At 70.3% G+C, this 21,030-nt stretch carries 17 protein-coding genes; 9 read left to right on the top strand and 8 right to left on the bottom strand.

Features of this window, described 5'->3' with window-relative positions; translation table 11 throughout:
* Nucleotides 1–46: 46 nt before the first annotated feature.
* A complete protein-coding gene (locus MCBMB27_RS23110; protein ID WP_236952793.1) occupies nucleotides 47–1,960 on the top strand; it encodes a putative bifunctional diguanylate cyclase/phosphodiesterase in 1,914 nt (637 codons plus the stop codon).
* A gap of 33 nt (nucleotides 1,961–1,993) precedes the next feature.
* Here the strand turns inward: MCBMB27_RS23110 and MCBMB27_RS23105 are convergent, their stop codons facing one another.
* Complete coding sequence (locus tag MCBMB27_RS23105) at nucleotides 1,994–2,218, bottom strand: hypothetical protein (protein ID WP_043355250.1); 225 nt, start codon at nucleotides 2,216–2,218, stop codon at nucleotides 1,994–1,996.
* Nucleotides 2,219–3,049: 831 nt separating this feature from the next.
* Here MCBMB27_RS23105 and MCBMB27_RS23100 point away from each other — a divergent pair.
* The 3 genes from MCBMB27_RS23100 to MCBMB27_RS23090 all read left to right on the top strand — a co-directional run bounded on the left by MCBMB27_RS23100 (nucleotide 3,050) and on the right by MCBMB27_RS23090 (nucleotide 8,198).
* On the top strand, nucleotides 3,050–4,639 hold the full coding sequence (locus MCBMB27_RS23100; RefSeq protein WP_051045025.1) for a TolC family outer membrane protein: 1,590 nt from the start codon (nucleotides 3,050–3,052) through the stop codon (nucleotides 4,637–4,639).
* Nucleotides 4,640–4,836: 197 nt separating this feature from the next.
* The gene (locus tag MCBMB27_RS23095; RefSeq protein WP_043355243.1) at nucleotides 4,837–5,367 is read left to right on the top strand and encodes a PopZ family protein; all 531 of its coding nucleotides are present in this window, start codon (nucleotides 4,837–4,839) and stop codon (nucleotides 5,365–5,367) included.
* 113 nt (nucleotides 5,368–5,480) lie between these two features.
* Complete coding sequence (locus MCBMB27_RS23090) at nucleotides 5,481–8,198, top strand: valine--tRNA ligase (RefSeq protein WP_075381361.1); 2,718 nt, start codon at nucleotides 5,481–5,483, stop codon at nucleotides 8,196–8,198.
* Between the two features lie 85 nt (nucleotides 8,199–8,283).
* Here the strand turns inward: MCBMB27_RS23090 and MCBMB27_RS23085 are convergent, their stop codons facing one another.
* Nucleotides 8,284–8,649: a hypothetical protein gene (locus tag MCBMB27_RS23085; RefSeq protein WP_052083777.1), complete on the bottom strand. Its 366-nt coding sequence runs from the start codon at nucleotides 8,647–8,649 to the stop codon at nucleotides 8,284–8,286.
* A 328-nt stretch (nucleotides 8,650–8,977) separates the two neighbouring features.
* Between MCBMB27_RS23085 and MCBMB27_RS23080 the strand changes: the two genes are divergently transcribed.
* A complete protein-coding gene (locus tag MCBMB27_RS23080; RefSeq protein WP_043355239.1) occupies nucleotides 8,978–10,504 on the top strand; it encodes a Do family serine endopeptidase in 1,527 nt (508 codons plus the stop codon).
* Between the two features lie 175 nt (nucleotides 10,505–10,679).
* On the opposite strand, the gene MCBMB27_RS23075 is transcribed toward MCBMB27_RS23080, so the two are convergent.
* The 6 genes from MCBMB27_RS23075 to hpnA all read right to left on the bottom strand — a co-directional run bounded on the left by MCBMB27_RS23075 (nucleotide 10,680) and on the right by hpnA (nucleotide 17,711).
* Nucleotides 10,680–11,378, bottom strand: coding sequence for a phosphorylase family protein (locus tag MCBMB27_RS23075; protein ID WP_075381360.1), 699 nt, complete (start codon nucleotides 11,376–11,378; stop codon nucleotides 10,680–10,682).
* A 222-nt stretch (nucleotides 11,379–11,600) separates the two neighbouring features.
* Complete coding sequence (gene shc / locus MCBMB27_RS23070) at nucleotides 11,601–13,598, bottom strand: squalene--hopene cyclase (protein ID WP_043387030.1); 1,998 nt, start codon at nucleotides 13,596–13,598, stop codon at nucleotides 11,601–11,603.
* Between the two features lie 42 nt (nucleotides 13,599–13,640).
* The gene (gene hpnE / locus MCBMB27_RS23065) at nucleotides 13,641–14,942 is read right to left on the bottom strand and encodes a hydroxysqualene dehydroxylase HpnE (protein WP_083683683.1); all 1,302 of its coding nucleotides are present in this window, start codon (nucleotides 14,940–14,942) and stop codon (nucleotides 13,641–13,643) included.
* Complete coding sequence (gene hpnD / locus MCBMB27_RS23060; protein ID WP_053611139.1) at nucleotides 14,942–15,793, bottom strand: presqualene diphosphate synthase HpnD; 852 nt, start codon at nucleotides 15,791–15,793, stop codon at nucleotides 14,942–14,944. Before hpnD ends, hpnE begins: the two co-directional genes overlap by 1 nt.
* Entirely contained in the window at nucleotides 15,790–16,686 is an 897-nt protein-coding gene (gene hpnC / locus MCBMB27_RS23055) for a squalene synthase HpnC (protein WP_075381358.1), read from the bottom strand. Before hpnC ends, hpnD begins: the two co-directional genes overlap by 4 nt.
* Nucleotides 16,683–17,711 carry a hopanoid-associated sugar epimerase gene (gene hpnA / locus MCBMB27_RS23050; RefSeq protein WP_043346872.1) on the bottom strand — a complete coding sequence of 343 codons (1,029 nt, stop codon included), beginning with the start codon at nucleotides 17,709–17,711 and terminating at the stop codon, nucleotides 16,683–16,685. The genes hpnC and hpnA overlap by 4 nt, the downstream gene beginning before the upstream one ends.
* A gap of 528 nt (nucleotides 17,712–18,239) precedes the next feature.
* Here hpnA and rpsF point away from each other — a divergent pair.
* The 4 genes from rpsF (at nucleotide 18,240) to rplI (ending at nucleotide 20,777) form a co-directional block, all read left to right on the top strand.
* Entirely contained in the window at nucleotides 18,240–18,701 is a 462-nt protein-coding gene (gene rpsF, locus MCBMB27_RS23045) for a 30S ribosomal protein S6 (RefSeq protein WP_020090632.1), read from the top strand.
* Nucleotides 18,702–18,704: 3 nt separating this feature from the next.
* Nucleotides 18,705–18,956 carry a 30S ribosomal protein S18 gene (rpsR, locus tag MCBMB27_RS23040; RefSeq protein ID WP_007561044.1) on the top strand — a complete coding sequence of 84 codons (252 nt, stop codon included), beginning with the start codon at nucleotides 18,705–18,707 and terminating at the stop codon, nucleotides 18,954–18,956.
* Between the two features lie 127 nt (nucleotides 18,957–19,083).
* Entirely contained in the window at nucleotides 19,084–20,163 is a 1,080-nt protein-coding gene (locus MCBMB27_RS23035) for a DUF2232 domain-containing protein (protein WP_075381357.1), read from the top strand.
* Nucleotides 20,164–20,204: 41 nt separating this feature from the next.
* On the top strand, nucleotides 20,205–20,777 hold the full coding sequence (gene rplI, locus MCBMB27_RS23030) for a 50S ribosomal protein L9 (RefSeq protein ID WP_043346875.1): 573 nt from the start codon (nucleotides 20,205–20,207) through the stop codon (nucleotides 20,775–20,777).
* The last annotated feature ends 253 nt before the right edge of the window (nucleotides 20,778–21,030 follow it).

Raw genomic sequence — 21,030 nt, 5'->3', positions numbered from 1 at the left:
GGATCCGAGGTGGGACGCGCTAGTCCGGCGGGACCAGCTCGAGGCCATGCGCGGGACCGTGCTGGCGGCCATCCCCGTCAACATGCTGCTCGGGCTGGCGAGCATCCTGGTCGCCTATCAGAGCGGGCACGGCGCCCTGGGGGCCGCCTGGTTTGCGGCATCGACCTGCGTCAATCTCCTGCGGATCGTGCTGTGTCGGATCCCCTGCCTCGGCCTCGCGCTGACCGCCGACATGACGCCGAGCCTGGCCGCGACCGCCGCGCGCTCCGTCGACCGGCACCTGCGCGTCTGCACGCTCGCGGCGTTTCTCTCCGGCCTGGTCTGGGCTTGCCAGCCGCTCCTGTCCGCCGGCTACACCTCGCCCGAGACCCTGTTCTATCTCACGATCACCTGCGGCGTGACCGCCGGGGCGGTGACGCACGGGATTGCCTATGCGCGCATTCCGATCGCCTTCATCGCTCTGCCGCTGCTGTCGGTCTCCGTCTGCCTGACCTATGCGGGTGACTTCGACCGGAACTGCCTTGCGGCCTGCGTCGCCCTCTATCTCATGGCGCTGACGCACACCGCGTTCCGGAGCCAGGCCGTGTTCCGCCAGGCGAGCCGGCTCAAGAACGAGGCCCATGCCCTCGCCCGGTCGCGGGCCGAAGCGCATGCCAGCGCCAGCGCCCTCGTCGACGAGATGCGGTGGCGCGCCACGCACGACGACCTCACCGGCCTGCTGAACCGCGCGGGATTCCTCCAGGCGGCGGAAAGCCGGCTCTACAGCGGGACGCTCAGCCTGCTGCTGCTCGACCTCGACGGCTTCAAGTTCGTCAACGACGTCTACGGACACAAGGCGGGCGACCGGGTGCTCGTCGAAGTGGCGCGCCGGCTGAGGGATGCGCTGCCGGAGAACGGCCTTGCGGCCCGGCTCGGCGGCGATGAATTCGCCGTGCTTTACGATCCCGCCACCTCCGGTCTGGCCCACGACGTCATGGCGGCCAACTTCATCACGGCCGTGGCACACCCGTTCGACGGTTTCGACGCGGGCCGGCTCGGGGTCAGCATCGGCGTCCATGCCGGTCCGGAGCCCAGTCTGACCGAGATGCTGAGCTGCGCCGACGAGGCCCTCTACGCCGCGAAGGCCGGAGGCCGGAATCGCTTCCGGGTGTTCGATGCGGGCCTGCGCGAGGGCCTGCAGATGCGGCGCGACCTGGAGCGCGACCTGTCGCAGGCCCTGGTCGAGAACGCGCCCAGGGTCTGGTTTCAGCCGATCTACGCCGCGGATGGCCACACGCTGGTCGGGCTGGAGGCGCTGATCCGCTGGGAGCATCCGCGGCTCGGCTGGATCGCCCCGCCGGACCTGATCGCCGCCGCCGCGATGGCGGGCCTGACCGAATCGCTGCTCCGCTACATCCTTGAGCAGGTCTGCGCGATGCTGGAAATCCTGCGCAGCCGTGGCCTCGATGGGGTCCGCGTGGCGATGAACGTCTCGCCCCGGGAGATGGCGCAGGTTCCGGTGGACGAGATCATCATCGAGCGCCTGGGCCTGCTCGACCTGCCGCCCACCATGCTCGAGATCGAGATCACCGAGGAGACCGCCCTCGACATCGGCGCGGTTCAGGGGAAGCTGCAGGCCCTGTCGCGCGCCGGCATCCGGATCACCCTGGACGATTTCGGCATCGGCTACTCGTCGCTCTCCTCCCTGCGGCAGCTCAAGGCGGATCGGATCAAGATCGACCGGAGTTTCGTGACCGGGCTCGGCACATGCGACGACAAGCGCGGGCTCGTCCTCGCCGTCCTGGGCCTCGGGCGCCTGCTCGGTCTCGACGTCGTGGCGGAGGGCGTGGAATCGGTCGACGACCTGCACATCCTCCAGGCGATGGGTTGCCCGTTCCTGCAGGGCTATTATCTCGGCCGTCCGATGCCGGTGGAGGCCATGGAAGACACGCTGCTCGTCACGCGCATCGCGGCGGCCTGAAACCCGCAGTCGCCGCGGAGCTTCCGAACCGGATCAGAAGCGCTTCGCGCCCGCCGGCCGGCGGCGCAGGAACCGGCGCGTCGCCGCGCGCCACAGGCGGTCGGGAACTCCGTAGAGCCAGACCAGCCCGGCGACCACGGCGACCGCCAGCAGGAACAGCCACGCCAGACATTCGAGGACGGGACCCGGTGCCGGCCCGGACTCCGCCCGGTCATACCAGAGGGGATCGGTGTCCCAGGGCGGATCGTTCTCGTCCACGATGAAACCCTCCACCACGGCGCCGCCCCGCTGACCCGGATGTTCGCACGGTGATGGCCGACGGATCGCCGGCCGCCCCGGCTTACAGGGCCTTTGGATCCGTTCCGCGCACCGACCCGAACGACCGGCACCGAACCGGCCCGGTGAGTGGACGCTACTGCCGGGGTTCGATTCCATCGAATACTCAATTCGGACGACACCCCGCGCCGGAACATCCTGTTCTGACCGGATCAACCCGTACGCTGTCGTCCCGCCCGCGTGACACGTCCCCTCGGTGGCCGGAATGGTCGCGGATCCTGCGAGATGCGACGACCGTGCGGCGGTCGATGGCGGCCGTGGATGGCGGCTCTCTCGGCCGCCTGTCTTGCGCGCCCGCGAGCCGGTCCCGAACCGGGCGGTGAACGCGACGCCCGACATCCGTCTCCCGCCACAAATCGGGTGCCCGAAACCCGGCTCCCCTCCCGGGTGGCAAAGCTGGCCCCGTCTCGGGCGGCGCGCGGACGTTGCTGATCCACAGCCATTTATATTTGCAGCGATACGGTATTCGGGACGGCACTTACCGTAACAGCCCAGCACGCGGGGTAACGGAGACCGGATGTGTCACCTTAATGCCCCAACGCCGGACTTTCCGCCGCCATCCCTAAGCCGGGGCGAGCCAAAGCGCCCGGTTTGCGCTAAGCGTGACGGTGGGGCGGGCTTGATCGGAGACGAGCGAAACGCCGTACCTTGGCCGTTTTCGTCTCGGACATCCGAACCGAAAGAGACCGCAAGGGCTTGTTCATCGTGACACGACGTCCACAAGCGAGTTGCTCGACATTCCGTTTGGTCGGGATGGTCTCCGGGCTCGCGATTCTGGCAGCGATGCCGGCGTCTGCCGAGACACTCGAAAGCGCGCTCGCGAAAGCCTATCAGGGCAATCCAAGCCTCAACGCCAGCCGCGCCGGCGTGCGCGCGACCGACGAGAGCGTCGCGATCGCGCAGTCGGGCTATCGCCCCCAGGTCAATCTCGGGGCGCAGATCGGCGTCCAGTACCTTCAGACCCGCAGCTCCAGCACCGCCGCGGCCGCGGCAGGCTCGGCCAGCACCGGCACGTCGGCGACCGGCACAGCCGGTCTCGGGGGCACCACGGGCGGCGTTACGGGCGGCACCGGGATCGGCGTCGGAACGAGCACGACGGGTGTCGGCACGACCGACATCGGGGCGGGCTCGTCCGGCGTGGCCGGCACGTCGGCGACCAGCGGAGCCGGGGCGACATCGAGCACGGCTGAGATCGCCTCGGCCCAGACCATCACCTCCAAGCGGACTGTCCGGACCACCTACCTGCCGAGCACCGCGAGCCTGACGGTCTCGCAGACGCTGTTCAACGGCTTCCAGACGGACAACCTGACCCGCCGCGCCGAGTCGACCGTGTACAGCCAGCGCGAGACGCTGCGCTACACGGAGCTGACCGTGCTCTACAACGCCGTTCAGTCGTACATGAACGTGCTCAGCAACACGGCGACGCTGGAACTCAACCGGAACAACGTCGAGGTCTTGGAGGAGCAGCTGCGCCAGACGCGCGACCGCTTCAACGTCGGCGAGGTGACGCGGACCGATGTCGCCCAGGCCGAGGCCCGTCTCGCGGGTGCCCGCTCGCAGGTGAGCGCGGCGGAATCGGCCCTGCGGACGAGCATCGGCATCTACCGGCAGAATATCGGTGTCGAGCCGCGCCAGCTTGCGCCCGGCCGGCCGCTGGACCGGTTCGTTCCGCACAGCCTGGACGCCGCCATCGCCATCGGCCTCCGCGAGCATCCGCAGATCGTGTCGGCGATCCACGCGGTCGACGCGGCCGAATCGCAGGTGAAGGTGCTGGAAGGTCAGCTGGCGCCGCAGGTCAGCCTGCAGGGCTCCCTCAGTCAGGTCTACGACCAGACCGGCCCGAACCAGAGCTTCTTCGTCGGATTCGTGGGCGGCCGGCTGAACATCCCGATCTACGAGGGCGGCCAGACCTACGCGCAGATCCGGCAGGCGAAGGAGACCGTCGGCCAGACGCGCATCCAGGTGGATCAGGTCCGCGATCAGGTCCGCGCCCAGATCGTCGATTTCTGGGGTCGCCTGGAAGCCGCCAAGGCCCAGGTCATCGCCGCCCAGGCCCAGGTCCAGGCCAACGAGGTGGCGCTGAACGGCGTGCGCGAGGAGGCCCGCGTCGGCCAGCGCACCACCCTCGACGTGCTGAATGCGCAGCAGGAATTGCTGAACTCCCGCGTGAACCTCATCGTCGCCCAACGCGACCGCGTGATCTTCTCCTACGGCGTGGTCCAGGCGATCGGGCAACTCACCGCGCGGTTCACGGCACTGCCGGTCGAATATTACAGCGCCAAGGTCCACTTCGATCAGGTCAAGGATCTGTGGTTCGGTCTGCGCACGCCGGACGGTCGCTGAGGGCTTTTCCACGGGGAGTGTGTTGCGGGCACGCTTGCCGCCACGAAACGGCATGGAATACTGATTGAACAACGATCCGATCGGGTCGCGTTCCAGTCTCCCATGCCCGAGTGCGCCTGCCGATGAGTGCAGCAAGCCCAAAGATCCCGGACACGAAATTCCAGGACAAGGCTGCCGATAAGGCGCACGAGCCTTCGATGGAAGAGATCCTCGCGTCGATCCGCAGGATCATCGCCGACGATCAGGCCGCCAAGCCCGCCGAGACGACGGTCGCGCCGGAGCCCGATGACGTGCTCGACCTCGCTGAGGTCGCCGAGCCGGTGACGCGCCCGCGCGTGGTCGAGCCGGAGCCGGAGCCGGAACCTGCTCCGGACCTGCTCGATTTCGACGCGATCGACTTCGAGGACCCGGTCGCCGCGGCACCGGAGCCCGATCCGATCCCGGAACCGCCGGCACCGCCGCGGCCGCAGCCCGTGCTCCAGGCCGTGCGCGCGCCGGAGCCGGAGCCGGAGCGGGAGGCCCTGGTCTCCCCGGCGACCGACGCCAGCGTCAGCGGCGCGTTCAACCTGCTGGCCCATACCGTGCTGACGCAGAACGCCCGGACCCTGGAGGATCTCGTCAAGGAGATGCTCCGGCCGATGCTGAAATCCTGGCTCGACGACAACCTGCCGGCCGTGGTCGAGCGCCTCGTGCGCGCCGAGATCGAGCGGGTCTCGCGCGGCCGCTGAGCCGGCGGCCTGGGTACGGTGGCCGCGAGCCGCCGTCCGCGTGTTGACGGGAGCGGCGTGACGGTCGAAAGCGGGGCCAACCCCGTTTGGACAAGCGCCGGCCCGTACCCGCGATGATGGACAAGACCTTCGAGCCCACCTCCGTCGAGGCGCGGATTTCCGCCGCCTGGGCCGAGGCGGACGCCTTCCGCGCCGGCCGGCCCGAGCGCGCCGGGGCTCCGCCGTACTGCATCGTGATCCCGCCGCCGAACGTGACGGGCTCGCTGCATATGGGCCACGCCCTCAACAACACCCTGCAGGACATCCTCTGCCGCTTCGAGCGCATGCGCGGCAAGGACGTGCTCTGGCAGCCGGGGACGGACCATGCCGGCATCGCCACCCAGATGGTGGTCGAGCGGCGGATGATGGAGCATCAGGAGCCCGGCCGCCGCGAGATCGGCCGCGCGGCCTTCGTCGAGAAGGTCTGGGCCTGGAAGGCGGAATCCGGCGGCGCGATCGTCAACCAGCTGAAGCGGCTGGGCGCCTCCTGCGACTGGTCCCGCGAGCGCTTCACCATGGACGAGGGCCTGAGCCGGGCCGTCCTTAAGACCTTCGTCGACCTGCACCGGCAGGGCCTGATCTACCGCGACAAGCGGCTGGTGAACTGGGACCCGAAGTTCCAGACCGCGATCTCGGACCTGGAGGTCCAGCAGATCGAGACGAAGGGCCATCTCTGGCACTTCGACTATCCGGTCGTCGACGAGACCGGAACCGAGACCGGGGCGGTCATCACGGTGGCGACCACCCGTCCCGAGACGATGCTGGGCGATACCGGCGTCGCGGTCCATCCCGAGGACGAGCGGTATACGGCGCTGGTCGGCAAGCGCGTGCGCCTGCCGCTGGTCGGGCGGCTGATCCCGATCGTCGCCGACACCTACTCCGACCCGGAAAAGGGGACGGGCGCGGTCAAGATCACCCCCGCCCACGACTTCAACGATTTCGATGTCGGCCGCCGCCAGGGACTCGGCGTGATCAACATCCTCGACCCCGAGGGGCGGATGCTGCTCGAGGGCAATGCGGCCTTTTTCGACGGGACCTCGCCCGAGCCGGAGGCCCTGGCGCTCCACGGCCTCGACCGGGCGCAGGCGCGCAAGGCGGTGGTCGCGCTGATGGAGGCGCGCGGGCTCCTGCGCGCGACCGAGCCGAACACCCACGCGGTCCCGCACGGCGACCGGTCCGGCGTGGTCATCGAGCCCTACCTGACCGACCAGTGGTACGTGAACGTCAAGCCGCTCGCGGAGCGCGCCCTCCAGGCGGTGCGCGACGGGCAGACCAAGTTCGTGCCCGAGAACTACGAGAAGATCTTCTTCCAGTGGCTCACCAACATCGAGCCCTGGTGCATCTCCCGCCAGCTCTGGTGGGGCCACCAGATTCCGGTCTGGTACGACGCGGAGGGCGGCATCTTCGTCGCCGAGAGCGAGGCGGAGGCGCTGGAAGCGGCCGAGGCGAAGCACGGCCGCTCCGTGGCGCTGACCCGCGACGAGGATGTCCTCGACACGTGGTTCTCCTCGGCCCTCTGGCCGTTCTCGACCCTCGGCTGGCCGGATTCGACCCCGGAACTCGGCCGCTTCTACCCGACCAACACCCTGGTGACCGGCAAGGACATCCTGTTCTTCTGGGTCGCCCGGATGATGATGATGGGCCTGCACCTCACCGACCGGGCCCCCTTCGACACGGTCTACCTGCACACGCTGGTGCGGGACGCGTCGGGGGCGAAGATGTCGAAGTCGAAGGGCAACGTCGTCGATCCGCTGGAGCTGATCGATCAGGTCGGCGCCGACGCCCTGCGCTTCACCCTCTGTGCGCTGGCCGTCCAGGGCCGCGACATCAAGCTGTCCACCGACCGGGTCCAGGGCTACCGCAACTTCGCGACCAAGCTCTGGAACGCCGCCCGCTTCGCCGAGCTCAACGGCTGCCGCCTGGACCCGGCCTTCGATCCGCGCTCCGCCACCGGCGCGATCAACCGCTGGGCGCTCACCGAGGCCGCGCGCGCAGTCGACGAGGTCACGGGTGCCCTCGAGGCCTTCCGCTTCAACGACGCCGCGGCGGCCGCCTATCGCTTCGTCTGGAACATCTTCTGCGACTGGTATCTCGAACTCGCCAAGCCCGTGCTCCAGGGCGAGGGCGTCGACCCCGCGATCCGGGCCGAGACACAGGCGAGCGTGGCGTTCCTGATCGATCAGGTCGCCAAGCTGCTGCACCCGTTCATGCCCTTCCTCACGGAGGAGCTGTGGGCGATCAAGGGGGCCGAGCTGCCGGAGCGGGGCCTCCTGACCCTGGCCTCCTGGCCGGACCTCGGCGGCCTCGCCGATGCGGCCGCGGAGGCCGAGGTCGGGTTCGTGGTCGATCTCGTCAGCCAGATCCGCTCGGCGCGGTCCGAGACCAATGTCCCGGCCGCCGCGCAGATCCCGCTGGTGATGGTCGGCGCGGCCCCGGAGGTCCGGGCGCGGGTGGAGGCATGGCGGGACACGCTGCTGCGCCTCGCGCGCCTGTCGGACATCACCTTCGCGGAGGCGCCGCCGAAGAACTCGGTTCAGCTGCTGGTGCGCGGGAGCGTCGCCGCACTGCCCCTGGAAGGCGTCGTCGATCTCGCCGCCGAGGTCGCCCGCCTGAAGAAGGAGCAGGGCAAGGCGCAGGGCGAGATCAAGAAGATCGACGCCAAGCTCGGCAATGCCGACTTCGTGGCCCGGGCGCCCGAGGAGATCATCGAGGAGAACCGGGAGCGGCGCGACAGCGAGGCGGCGCGGCTCGTGAAGATCGAGGAGGCTCTGGTCCGGCTCAGCGGGGACTGAGCGCCCGTCCCGGGCCGCTGAGGCCCGGGCTCGGCGCCCTGCGCCGGCGGGACCGGCAGCGCGCCGTCACCCGGACGGCCCTGCGTCAGCGGCGGGTGCCGAGGGTGCCGGTGAAGGCCCGCGGCCCGGCCCAGTTGGCGGCCGACGCGTCGTTCGGGCTCCAGAACCCGTCCTGCGACGCGGCCCGCGGATGCGTGGAATAGTCCGGCGGAACATAGCCGCCGGCCTGGTTCCAGTAGCCGGGCCGCAGGTGGGTCGCCGACTTGGCGGTGCGATCGTCGCCAGGGCGGCGCGTATCGACGCCGTATGTCCTCTTGGACCCGCCGCGCGGCGCGTGATCTGCCACGGCGGGCTTCGCGTCAAAGTAGTCACGGTAATCCGCGTACGAGTCGGCCGCCAGCGCGCCGACAGTCGGCCCGAAGAACATGGCGGCGGCCAACAGCGTCTTCATTGCAATCCCCTCTGCCTGAACACTGGGATCGAGCAACGCCGAAACTTATGCCGGCCTGCCGAACTCAGCGGGATTTAAGGCCGACCCTCGGAAATCGCGGTGTCGGACAGCACAAGCCTGGGCCTGTCCCGTGCCGCATCGAGGCGTCGCACTCTTCCGATCGCAGGCCACCGCCGGGATCGCGATGGGGCTCCGCGACCGCTTGGCCACCTGTCCAAACGGTAATCTGACCGCCACGCCCGGGTCAGGCGGCGCTCTCTAGACAGATCCCATCGACGGCCGCGACCGCAGGCGTCGTCCCGATCATTTTCGAGAGGTTGAGCCCCCCATGACCGAGACCCGTCCCACTGGCCGCACCTCGCGCCGCGCCCTCGCCTCCGTGGCGGCGGCCGCGCTGATCGCCGGCGGTGCCATCGGCAGTGGCTATCTGCCGAGCGCGACTCCGGCCTACGCGCAGGCCCTTCCGAAATCCCCGATCGAGGCCCCCGAGCATCCGCCGGGCTCGTTTGCCGGCATCGTCAACAAGGTGAAGCCGGGCGTCGTCTCGGTGAAGGTCAAGCTCGACGACTCCGCGAGCAGCGACGACGATGACGGCCCGAGCCAGGGCCGCAACCTTCAGAATGTGCCGCCGCAGCTGCGCGAGTTCTTCAAGCGCTTCGGCCAGAACGGCCCCGGCGGGATGCAGCCCCAGCGCCAGGGTCCGCGCGGCGCGGTCGGCTCCGGCTTCATCATCTCGGCCGACGGCTACGTGGTCACCAACAACCACGTCGTCGATCACGCCAAGACCGTGCAGGTGACCCTGGACGACGGCCGCACCCTCGACGCGAAGGTCATCGGCAAGGATCCCAAGACCGACGTCGCTCTGCTGAAGATCACCGAGGGCTCGAACTTCCCCTACGTGCAGTTCGGCAAATCCGCGCCTCAGGTCGGCGACTGGGTTGTGGCGATCGGTAACCCCTTCGGCCTCGGCGGCACCGTGACCGCCGGCATCGTCTCGGCCCGCGGCCGCGACATCGGCGCCGGTCCGTACGACGACTTCCTGCAGATCGACGCGCCCATCAACAAGGGCAACTCAGGCGGCCCGACCTTCAACGTCAACGGCGAGGTCGTCGGCGTCAACACCGCCATCGCGTCCCCGTCGGGCGGCAGCGTCGGCCTCGCCTTCGCGATCCCGGCCGAGACCGTTCAGGCGGTGGTCGATCAGCTCCGGACCGACGGGAAAGTCGCCCGCGGCTACCTGGGCGTCCAGATCCAGCCCGTGACGCAGGACATCGCCGAGGGCCTGGGCCTCGACAAGGCCAAGGGCGCGCTCGTCGACCATGCCGAGAACGGCACCCCCGCGGCCAAGGCCGGGCTGAAGGCCGGTGACGTGATCGAGAAGGTCAACGGCGACACGGTGGACAGCGCCCGCGAGCTGTCGCGCAGGATCGCCGGCATGAAGCCCGGCGCCAAGGTCGAGCTGAGCTACCTGCGCGGCGGCAAGTCCGACACCGCCACGGTGACGCTGGGCACGATGCCGACCGACGGCACGAAGATGGCGAGCCGTGACGAGGATTCGAGCAACGGCCAGCCGCGGCTCGGCCTGCAGCTCGCTCCGGCCGGCGATGTCGGCCTGTCGGATCAGGGTGTCGCGGTGGTGCAGGTCGATCCCGACGGGCCGGCTGCCGCCAAGGGTATCGAGGCGGGTGACGTGATCCTCGATGTCGGCGGCCAGAGCGTGTCCCGTCCGTCGGATGTGGCGACGCAGATCCGGGCGGCCGAGTCGAGCGGACGCAAGGCCGTGCTGATGCGGGTGAAGAGCGGCAAGGGCCAGACCCGGTTCGTGGCGGTCTCGCTCAACAAGAAGGACGGCTGAGGCCGGCTCCTCCCGGCGCGGGGCCCCTCCCCCGCGCCGCCGCGTGGTGACCTCCGAATGGCGCCGGCCGAACAGGCCGGCGCCTTTTGTCGTCCCTCACGATGGTCCTGGCGCGCACTGGGAAGCGAGAAACCGGCCTGCTTCGCGTCCGCTGGCAGAAACGGGCTCTGACGTCTCAGCGCTCCGCAGCCGGTATTCCCAGCCCCGGTCCGAGCCGGGCGCGACAGCGTCCGAGCGACGCGAAGGCCGCATTGGAGTCACGGGCCAACCGCATCAGGTCCCCCAGCCGTGCCCGGCCGCGGGCGAAGGCGAAGAACACCGCCGCAATGTCGGGTTCGCCGTCCGCCGTGAGCGCCTGTGCGGCGAAGGCGGGCAGCGCCTGACCGGCCGGATCGCAGATCACGCGCAGCGCCGCGAAGGGCACGCCGTGCCGGCCCGCGAAGGACGCAGCCACGTGCGATTCCATGTCGACGGCGGCCGCGCCGGAGGTGGCCCGCAGATCGGTCTTGCCCTCGACGGAGAGCACGGCCGTATCGACACCGGTCAGATCGGCGGCGATCACCCGCGCGCCGGAACCGGACAGGAGATTGAGGAGCGCCGCCGAGAGGTCGAGATCGGCGGCACGCCGCCCGTCTTCGCTCACCACGCCGGTACCGACGACGACGTCACCCGGCTTGAGGGAGGGATCGAGGCCCCCCGCGATGCCGAAGCTCACAACCGCCCGGCAGCCGGCGGAGACGCGCGCGTCGAGGAGGTGACGCAGGCGATGCGGGTTGCCGCCGGCCCCCACCGCCTCGACCCCCTCCCCCGCCGCCATGCGGCGCTCGCGGGCGAGGCCGGTGACGGCCAGGACGGGTGCGGTGGGATCGATCATGGCCCGCTGGTGGACCAGTCCGGCCAGGTCCGCAAGCCGGCGCGGACGTCGCGGCGGCGTCTGGGCCGGCTCCGGCGCGGAACGCGGTTCGCCCGGTCCCGCGGGGTCGCTGTCTGAGGAGGCCACGTCTGGAATACCGGGCTCGCAGATCGGTCGTCGGAACGGTCGAACGCGCTGCGATCCGGCGAGGCGCGGCCGGCCCTGCGGGCCGGCCGCAGGCCGTCACATGCCGAACTGGACGCGCCGGCTGTTGCCGCGCTTGAGGTTGCGGAAGCGCGCCATCGCCCAGAGCGGGAAGAACTTCGGGTAACCATGATACCGCAGGTAGAACACCCGCGGGAAGCCCGTGGCCGTGTAGCGCTCTTCCTTCCAGAACCCGTCCGCGCCCTGCGTGCGGGTGAGGAAGTTGATGCCCCGGGTGACGGCCGGATCGTCGACCGCGCCGGCCGCCATCAGGGCGAGCAGCGCCCAGGCGGTCTGCGAGGCGGTGGACGAACCGGGCTCGAAGGCCGGGTCGATCTTGTACGAGGAAGCGTCCTCACCCCAGCCGCCATCCGGGTTCTGGATCCGGATCAGCCAGTTCACCGCCCGCTGGATGCGGGGATCGGCGGGATCGACACCCGCGGCGTTGAGGGCGCAGAGCACCGACCACGTGCCGTAGATGAAGTTCATGCCCCAGCGGCCGTACCAGGATCCGTCCTCTTCCTGGTCGTTCAGGAGGTAGTTCACGCCGCGGTCTAGGGCGCGGGAGGTCTCCCGGGTCTCGCCGAGCTGGGCCAGCATGCCGACCACGCGGGCGGTCACATCCGCGGTCGGCGGATCGAGCAGCGCGCCGTGATCCGAGAACGGAATGTGGTTGAGGTACATGTGGTTGTTGTCGGCGTCGAACGCCGCCCAGCCGCCGTCCTCCGACTGCAGCCCCTCCACCCATTCGCGGGCGCGGGCGATGGAGACCTTGTAGTCCGGCATGCCGGCGACCAGACCGTGCTGGCGCATGGCCCGGTCCATCGCCATCACCACCACGGCGGTGTCGTCGAGGTCGGGATAATGGGCGTTGGCGTACTGGAATGCCCAGCCGCCCGGCCGGACCTTCGGCTTGCGCGCCGCCCAGTCCCCGACGATGTCGAGCACCTGCCGGGGCTTCAGCCAGTCGAGCCCGGCGCGGGCCTGGGCCTCGGCCTCGGGGCCGCCGGCTTCCAGGAGCGCGTGACTCGCCAGCGCCGTATCCCAGACCGGCGAGACGCAGGGCTGGACATAGGCCTCGTCGGCCTTCTCGACGACGAGCTTCTCGATGGCGTCGCAAGCGACGCGGACCTGCGGGTGATCGGGCCGGTAGCCCATCACCTCGTACATCAGCACCGAATTGACCATGGCGGGGAAGATGGCGCCCAGGCCGTCCTCGCCGTTCAGGCGCTCGCTCACCCAGGCACGGGCCATTTCCATGGCCCGCTGGCGGCTCTTGCGCGGCAGGTGGTTCTCGACCCGCTGCAACACCCGGTCGATGAAGCCGAAGATCGGGGTCCAGGGCCAGGTGGCATGGGGCGAACCCGGCCACGAGCGGACGCTCTCCGGCGGCGTGATGAACAGCTCCTGCACGCTGATGCCCCGCGGGTTGCGGGCCCGGGGCTTGGTCGCCTGGAGCACGAACAGCGGCACCACGGTGGTGCGAGCCCAGTAGCTGATCTTGTCGAGGTGGAAGGGGAACCACTTCGGCAGGAACATCACCTCGACCGGCATCACCGGCACGGCGCGCCACGGCACCTCGCCGTAGAGCGCCAGCATGAAGCGGGTGAAGACATTGGCGTTGGCCGCGCCGCCGCGGGACAGGATGCCCTCGCGCGCCCGGCGCATGTGCGGCGCCTCGATGTCGTCGCCGATCATCTTCAGGGCGAAATACGCCTTGACCGTGCAGCTCATGTCGAACGGCCCCTCGTGGACGAGGGCCCAGCCGCCGTGACGGCCCTGGGTGCGCCGCAGGTAGGTGCCGATCTTGGCCTCGAGGTCGCCAGGGACCTGCGTGCCGCGGAAGTGGTGGAACAGGATGTACTCGGACGGGATGGTGGCATCCGCCTCGAGTTCGAAGCAGATATGCCCGTCGTCATGCGCCAGGTCGGTCAGCGCGCGCGTCGCCTGTGCCACGCCGCGCTCGACGTCCTCGAGCGCGATCCCCTGCGTCTTGGAGCGCTGCAGCGCCTCGACTTTGCTTACGGCCTCTCTCATAGTCCTCGCCTCGAACGACCGCCTCGCGGCGGACGCCATGCCTCAAGCTGCGCCGCGCGCTGGGGTTCCAGAGCGCACGACCGATGCCGCGCGCAAGGAACGCGCGGCCGTCTGGCCCGAACGGATCGCTCCCTCGATCGTCGATGGCAGGCCGGTCGCAGTCCAATCGCCTGCCAGGACGAGATTCTCGTAGGCGGTTTCGGCCCCCGAGCGCCGCGCGGCTTCTGCCGGCGTCGCCGCGAAGGTCGCACGCTTCTCCTTTACGATCTGCCAGCTGGGCAGATCCGGTGCAAGGTTGCACAACTGTGCGATCTCGGCCCAAATCTGCCGCGCGAGGTCTTCGCGGGGCACATCGAGAAGCCGGTCGGCACCGCTGATCGTGACCGAATACCGGTCCGGATAGGCGAAAAGCCACTCCGTGAGACTGTTGACGACGCCGAGGACGAGGGGGCTGCCGGGCTTCGGAGCGAGCGCGAAATGCGCGTTCACGATGGAGCGGAATTCCGTCGGGGCGAGGAGACCGGGCAACACTTCCCGGGCCACCCACGGGGGCAGCGCCAGCACGACGCCGTCCTCCGGGCCGAGGCTCTCGGCGCCATCCGCGAACACGAGCTGCCCGACGCGACCGTCCACGGTCTCGAGCCCGCGCAGGCGCCGGCCCAGGCGGATCTCGGAGCCGCGCGCGGTGAGATAGCGAATCGCCGGGTCGACGAAGGCGTAGGACAGGCCTTCCACGGCGACGAGGGGTCGGCAGGCCTTCCCGCCGGCGCCCAGGGTCTCGCGGAGGATCCGGGCCGCCAGCCCGACATCGCTGTCGCGGGGCTCGGTGTTGAGGGCGGCGAGCAGCACCGGATGCCAGAGGCGCCGGTAGAGCGGGCCCTCGCAGGCCATGTGCGCACCGATGGTCCCGCCCGCGCCCTCCGCCTTGCCGGAGGCCGCCCGCAGGATGCCGAGGGGCGCCAGATAGTCCCGCGCCCGGGTGCCGGGAACGCGGCGCGCCGGGCTCATCACCCACCAGGGCAGCCGCCCGGCGTTGGGCCGCAGGCGCCAGCGCTCGCCCGTCTTCAGATCGGCGAAATCGAACTCCGCCGTGTCCGGACCCGTCAGCGCATCGGCCGGGGCACCGACGGTCCTGAGGAAGCCCAGGGCATCGGCATTGCCGGACAGCAGCAGGTGGTTGCCGTTGTCGATGGTCAGGCCGAGTGCCGGATCGTAGTACGAGCGGCAGCGGCCACCCGCCTGCTTGGCGGCCTCATGCAGGACCACCCGGACACCGGATTCCGCGAGGGCGACGGCGGCGGAGAGGCCGGCCAGGCCGGCGCCGACGACGTGGACGGTGCCCATCAGATCAGGCCGTGCCGGAGGACGACGCCCAGCAGCGCGAGCTTGCCGGGCTTCACCCGCGCCCGGGGCATCGCCCAGCCGCGGTCGACGACCGCCTTGAGATAGAGATGATAGGCCGCCGCCATCAGCCGGGCGGCCTTGGTGGCCTTGCGGGGGCTGCGGCGGATGATCTCCCAGGTCGCCTCGTAATGCTCCTCAGCCTCGCGGGCGAGGGAGATGCAGACCTCGCCGATGCGCGGGTGGCTGATCGCCTGGACCGGCGTCGGATCTGTGAGGCCGATCGCCTGGAGCTTCTCGCGCGGCAGGTAGAGCCGGCCGCGCTCCGCATCCTCGTCGATGTCGCGGAGGATGTTGGTGAGCTGGAGCGCCCGGCCCTGGTGCCACGCCAGCCGGATGCCGTCCGCCTCCGGCATGCCGAAGATCCGCACCGACAGCCGGCCGACCGCGCTTGCGACCCGGTCGCAGTAGAGGTCGAGGGTTTCGGCGTCGGGGGCGACGATGTCCTCGACGGCGTCCATGGCCATGCCGTCGATGACCGCCTGGAAATCCTCGCGCTTCAGGCCGAAGCGGCGCACGGGCTCCACGAGGTCGCGCACGCGCGGCGCGGGCCGGCCGGCGTAGAGCGCGTCGATATCGGCCCGCCAGCGGTCGAGCTCGGCCTGCCGCACGGCGCGGCTGCCGCCGTCATCGGCGACGTCGTCGACGGCGCGGCAGAAGGCGTAGACGGCATACATCGCCTCCCGCCGCTCCTTCGGCAGCAGGCGCATCGCCGTATAGAAGGAGGAGCCGGCGGCGGGCAGCGCCGGGGCGGCGCTCTCTGGGTTCTGGGCGGGCGTGGCGGTGGCGGTCACGAGCGGATTCCTTGAGCCGCGGCCCGGATCGTGCGCCCGCGGAAGGGCCGGCGTGCCAGGGTGGCGGCGACGCCACCCAGGGCCGTCAGGGCGAAGGCGGCCTTGCCGTGATGGACCTTCTCCGAGAGCGGGTCGCGCTCCAGCAGGCCCCGGCTCAGCACCACGGCGAGGCGGTGGATGGCGGCGATCTCCAGCGACAGGCGCAGGTCGTCGATCAGATCCGGCAGGACCGCGCCCTCGTCGAGGAGGTCGAGGCATCTCTGCGCCAGGTCGCGGATCACCGCCCGGAGTTGCGGCGGCGCCTTGGCCTCGCCGAGCATCGCCACCGTGGCGCCGTGCCGATCCAGGCAATCCTGCGGGAGGTAGACCCGGTCCAGGGCGGCGTAGTCCTTGCCGCAATCCTGAAGGTGGTTGATCACCTGAAGGGCCGCGCAGATGGCGTCGGAGGCCCCGTAGACCCGGGCCGGATCCTCGCCGTGCACGTCGAGGACGAAGCGCCCCACCGGCATGGCCGAATAGCGGCAGTAGTGGATCAGCTCATCCCAATCCGCGTATCGGCTCTTGCGGGCGTCCATGCGGAACGCGTCGAGGAGCTCCAGGGCGTGGCGGGGCGGCAGGCCGCGGGCGGCGAGCTCGCGCTTGAGCGGCTCGGCCTCCGGATCGGACGGACCGGCGCCGGTCAGCGAATCGGCCAGGCTGTCGAGGAGCGCGATCTTGCGCTCCGGCGACAGCTCCGCGTGATCGGCCACGTCGTCGCCGGCGCGGACGAAATTGTAGAAGGCCAGGATCGCGCCGCGATGGCGGGGGTGGATCAGGTGCGAGGCGACGGGGAAGTTCTCGTCGCGGTGCCCCTTGCCGGAACGGGTCGCGGTGGCGGATTCGAGGGTGCTCATGCGAGGTACCCCGCCTCACGGAACCACGTGATCGCGTCCGACAGGCCCTCGCGGTAGGGCCGGGCCGTGTAGCCGAGTTCGGCGCGCGCCTTCCGATCCGAGAAGAACATCCGGTACCGCGACATGCGGATGCCGTCGATCGTCGCGAAGGGCTGGTTTCCGGTGACCCGGGCGGCGAGCTGGGCGAAGAACGCGACGGGATAGACCACGGCCCGCGGCAGGTTCACGGTCGGCGGCTTGCGCCCGACCATGCCGGCGATGTCGGCGAGCATCTGCGACAGGAACACGTCCTCGCCGCCGAGGATGTAGCGCTCGCCCACCCGCCCCTTGCGGAGCGCCAGGAGATGGCCGTGGGCCACGTCGTCCACGTGAGCGAGGTTGAGCCCGGTATCCACGAAGGCCGGCATCTTGCCCAGCGCCGCCTCCTGGATGATCCGCCCGGTGGGCGTCGGCTTGACGTCGCGGGGGCCGATCGGCGTCGACGGGTTGACGATCACCGCCGGCAGGCCGTCCCGGGCGACCATCTCCTCGACCACCCGCTCGGCCACGACCTTGCTGCGCTTGTAGGCGCCGATGGCGGTCTCGGGCGTCAGCGGCATGGTTTCGTCGGAGGGCGTGACGCCGTCGGCCGGCGGCCGGATCGTCGCGACGCTCGATGTGTACACGACCCGCTCAACCCCGGCCTCCAGCGCCGCGCGCATCATCAGGCGCGTGCCGTCGCGGTTGGTGCGGACGATCTCTTCCATGTCCGGCGCCCACAGCCGGTAATCGGCGGCGGCGTGGATCAGGTAGCGCTGGCCGCGCATCGCCGCCGCCACGGCCGCCGGGTCGCGCATGTCGCCCTCGGCGATCTCCACGTCGGTCCAGGTGAGGTTGCGGCGCGGGCTCGACGCGCGCACGAGGATGCGCACCGGGAAGCCGGCCCGGCGAAAGACGTCGACCAGGGCTGAGCCGAGGAAGCCGCTCGCGCCGGTGATCAGCACGGGACCGACCTCGGAGGGGCCGGAAGATGGGGCCTCTGCCATCACGGATCTGGAGAATTACCGAACAACCAGCGCGGCCGGGGATCCCCAGCTGCGCCGCGCTTGTGTCATCGAACCGCCCGAGCGGCAAGCCGCGGTGCCCGTCGACGGATCCGGAGACCGATCGTGGCCGCCCCGCCGTCCGCTCGCAGAATCAGGCCCGGACGGCGCTGCCCCCGCGCGGCCTCCGGCACGAGCCTTGCCAAGAGCCCGGCAGCGTGGCGCGCCAGCTCCGAAGCCCGCTTCGGCGCCGCACCGGGATGCCTGAAGCGCGCGGCGAACTTGCCAGAGCGGCAAAAACCGACTATGCGCCGCCCCTCGCGTTCGCTCCGGCCGGGGGCTGAACGGACAATGCTGCTTGCGGCATAGGGATCTTGTCGGATCCCGTCGTCCGGTGTCTCCGCCTTCGATCAACCGCTCGGGCCTGCAAATCGGCTCGAAGGGCTTGGCGCCGAGCGTCTCGCGAGATGAACCGGCCCGACTCAGCCGCCCTCCGGCGGCCGGGCTCCTTTTGACGATGAAAGGCCCGATATGCCTCTCTACGAGCATGTGCTCTTGGCCCGCCAGGACGTGACGTCCCAGCAGGTCGAGACGATGATCGACACCTACAAGGGTGTGATCGAGCAGAACGGTGGCCGTCTCGAGAAGATCGAGATGTGGGGCGTGAAGTCCCTCGCCTACCGGATCAAGAAGAACCGCAAGGCGCATTTCGCGCTCCTCAACATCGACGCCCCGCCGGCCGCCATCGCCGAGATGGAGCGCCAGATGCAGATCTCCGAGGACGTGCTGCGCTTCATGACCATCCGGGTCGAGGAGCTCGATTCCGAGCCGTCCGCCATGATGCAGAAGCGCGACCGCGACGACCGCAAGGATCGCGAGCGCGGCCGTCGTCGGGATGACGAGGGCTTCGGTGGTGGCGGCTTCGGCGGCGACCGGGGTGACCGCGGCGATCGCGGTGACCGCGGCGAGCGCAGCTTCGGCGGGGAGGGCTAACCCATGGCTTTCGGTGCTGGTGCAGGCGGCGGACGCCGTCCCTTCTTCCGTCGTCGCAAGACCTGCCCGTTCTCCGGCGCGAACGCGCCGAAGATCGACTACAAGGACGTCAAGCTCCTCTCCCGCTACGTGTCGGAGCGCGGCAAGATCGTCCCGTCGCGGATCACCGCGGTCTCGGCCAAGAAGCAGCGCGAGCTCGCCCAGGCGATCAAGCGTGCCCGCTTCCTCGGCCTGCTGCCCTACGTGATCAAGTAGGTCACCGAACCGACCGGCCCGGCTCTCGCCCGGGCCGGTCCTCACAGAGGGCGGCGCGCGCCGCCCGATCGTTGGGGCGTATCCGTGCCTCTAACCCTGCCGCACCGGCAGCGGGACAGCGGAATTCATGGCACAGCATATCGGCATCGGTATCGGCGCGGGCCTCGTCTCGGCACTCCTGTTCGGGGTGCTTCTGAAGGCGACCCCCCTCGCGATCCTGCTCTACCTCGTGGCACCGCTGCCGATCCTGATCGTCGGCCTCGGCTGGAGCCATAAGGCCGCCCTCGTGGCGGCGGCCACCGGCAGCCTCGTGCTGATCCTCGTGATCGCCCCGTTCATGGGGCTCGCCTTCGCGGCCTACATCGCCCTCCCCGCCTGGTGGCTCGCCTACCTCACGCTCCTCGGGCGCGAGACGCAAGCCGGCCTTGAATGGTACCCGACCGGCCGCCTGCTCGGCTGGATCGCCGCCACGGCCGCCCTCGCCTTCATCGCCATCGCGGTCCTGTCCTCGCCGAATCACGCGGCCTTCGATGCGCAGCTGCGCGGGCTCGCCCAGACGCTGGTGCAGACGCGCATGCCTGCAACCCGCAGCCCTGCCGAAACCCGACGCGCCGGTGCGCCGTCGACCGGCTCCGACGCCGCCGGCCAAGACGCCGCCGGCCAAGGCACGGCCGGACAGGACGCGGGCGGACAGGACGCGGCGGCCGCGCCCGAGCCGGCGCCGCAGACCGGTGACGATCAGGCCGACGTGACGCGGACTGAGGTCGCGGATGCCCTCGCCCGGGTGGTACCGGCCTTGGCGGCGAACGGTCTCGCGCTACTGCTGGCCTTCTATCTCTGGGCCTCGGCCCGGATCGTGAAGATCTCGGGCCGCCTGCCGCGGCCCTGGCCGGACATCCCCTCCACCACGATGCCGCGCTCGACGCTCGCGGCGCTCGCGGCCGCCGTCGCGATGTGCTTCGCCCCCGGCTATGTCGGCGTCTTCGGCGTCGCGCTGGTCGGAGCCTTCAGCGCGGCCTTCGCCCTTCAGGGACTCGCCGCCTTCCACGACCGTTCCCGCGGCCGGCCCGGACGCGGGCTGATGCTGTTCGGCATGTATCTGATCCTGTTCGTGACCCAGGGTATCGCCCTGGTCGCCCTCACCCTGTTCGGCCTCGCCGATACAGCCCTCGACCGCCGGCGTCCCAAGGACAGCCCGGCGCCGTGAGACCCCGGCCTCAGCGGCCGACCACCTGAAGGAGAAAGACCATGGAAGTGATCCTGCTCGAGCGCGTGGCCAAGCTTGGCCAGATGGGCGAGACCGTGAATGTCCGCCCGGGCTTCGCCCGCAACTTCCTGCTCGCCCGCGGCAAGGCTCTGCGCGCGACGGAAGCCAACAAGAAGCATTTCGAGGCCCAGCGCGCCCAGCTCGAGGCCCGCAACCTCGACCGCAAGAAGGACGCCGAGGCCGTCGCCGAGAAGCTGAACGGCCAGAGCTTCGTCCTGATCCGCCAGTCGGGCGAGACCGGCGTGCTCTACGGCTCCGTCTCGACCCGCGACCTCGCCGAGGTCGTCTCGAAGGAGGGCTTCACGGTCGACCGCGGCCAGTTCACCCTGAACCAGCCGATCAAGACCCTGGGTCTCCATAAGGTCCCGGTGGTGCTGCACCCCGAGGTCGAGGTCGAGATCACCGTCAACGTCGCCCGCAGCCCCGAGGAGGCCGAGCGTCAGGCCCGCGGCGAGTCGGTCACCGAGCGCGAGGCGTTCAACCTCGACGACCTGGGTCTCGAGGTCGGCATGGCGCTGGCCGATGCCGGCGAGGGTGCCGACGACCGCGGCTGATTTCTTCCGCAGATAATCCGACCGGCTTCGGGGCCGGTCGGGCGTGCGGGACATGGCGGGCCGGGTATCGGACCGGGCCACGCCCTAGGCCGGGCGCCGGGCGCCGGACGCGCCGCGTTCGGGCTCGGCTGGGAACCGTCCCCAGCCCTGTATACCGGTGAACACTGGGGACGATTGCCCCCGAGACTTGACACGTTCCAGTTTTGTTCCAGCATGGACGCCCGCCGCTCGCGAGAGTCGGCGGGCGTCCGCT

The sequence above is a fragment of the Methylobacterium phyllosphaerae genome (genome assembly GCF_001936175.1).
Taxonomy (GTDB): Bacteria; Pseudomonadota; Alphaproteobacteria; order Rhizobiales; family Beijerinckiaceae; genus Methylobacterium; species Methylobacterium fujisawaense.
This window is presented reverse-complemented; position numbering and strand designations above follow the sequence as displayed.

Excerpts from the sequence above, each read along its gene's own strand:
- MCBMB27_RS23090 (WP_075381361.1), top strand. The coding sequence starts at position 5,481 with ATGATGGACAAGACCTTCGAGCCCACCTCCGTCGAGGCGCGGATTTCC.
- rpsR (WP_007561044.1), top strand. The coding sequence starts at position 18,705 with ATGGCTTTCGGTGCTGGTGCAGGCGGCGGACGCCGTCCCTTCTTCCGT.
- rplI (WP_043346875.1), top strand. The coding sequence starts at position 20,205 with ATGGAAGTGATCCTGCTCGAGCGCGTGGCCAAGCTTGGCCAGATGGGC.
- MCBMB27_RS23110 (WP_236952793.1), top strand. The coding sequence starts at position 47 with ATGCGCGGGACCGTGCTGGCGGCCATCCCCGTCAACATGCTGCTCGGG.
- hpnE (WP_083683683.1), bottom strand. The coding sequence starts at position 14,942 with ATGGGCACCGTCCACGTCGTCGGCGCCGGCCTGGCCGGCCTCTCCGCC.
- rpsF (WP_020090632.1), top strand. The coding sequence starts at position 18,240 with ATGCCTCTCTACGAGCATGTGCTCTTGGCCCGCCAGGACGTGACGTCC.
- shc (WP_043387030.1), bottom strand. The coding sequence starts at position 13,598 with ATGAGAGAGGCCGTAAGCAAAGTCGAGGCGCTGCAGCGCTCCAAGACG.
- MCBMB27_RS23080 (WP_043355239.1), top strand. The coding sequence starts at position 8,978 with ATGACCGAGACCCGTCCCACTGGCCGCACCTCGCGCCGCGCCCTCGCC.
- hpnA (WP_043346872.1), bottom strand. The coding sequence starts at position 17,711 with ATGGCAGAGGCCCCATCTTCCGGCCCCTCCGAGGTCGGTCCCGTGCTG.
- MCBMB27_RS23100 (WP_051045025.1), top strand. The coding sequence starts at position 3,050 with ATGGTCTCCGGGCTCGCGATTCTGGCAGCGATGCCGGCGTCTGCCGAG.
- MCBMB27_RS23035 (WP_075381357.1), top strand. The coding sequence starts at position 19,084 with ATGGCACAGCATATCGGCATCGGTATCGGCGCGGGCCTCGTCTCGGCA.
- MCBMB27_RS23075 (WP_075381360.1), bottom strand. The coding sequence starts at position 11,378 with ATGATCGATCCCACCGCACCCGTCCTGGCCGTCACCGGCCTCGCCCGC.
- MCBMB27_RS23095 (WP_043355243.1), top strand. The coding sequence starts at position 4,837 with ATGGAAGAGATCCTCGCGTCGATCCGCAGGATCATCGCCGACGATCAG.
- hpnC (WP_075381358.1), bottom strand. The coding sequence starts at position 16,686 with ATGAGCACCCTCGAATCCGCCACCGCGACCCGTTCCGGCAAGGGGCAC.
- MCBMB27_RS23085 (WP_052083777.1), bottom strand. The coding sequence starts at position 8,649 with ATGAAGACGCTGTTGGCCGCCGCCATGTTCTTCGGGCCGACTGTCGGC.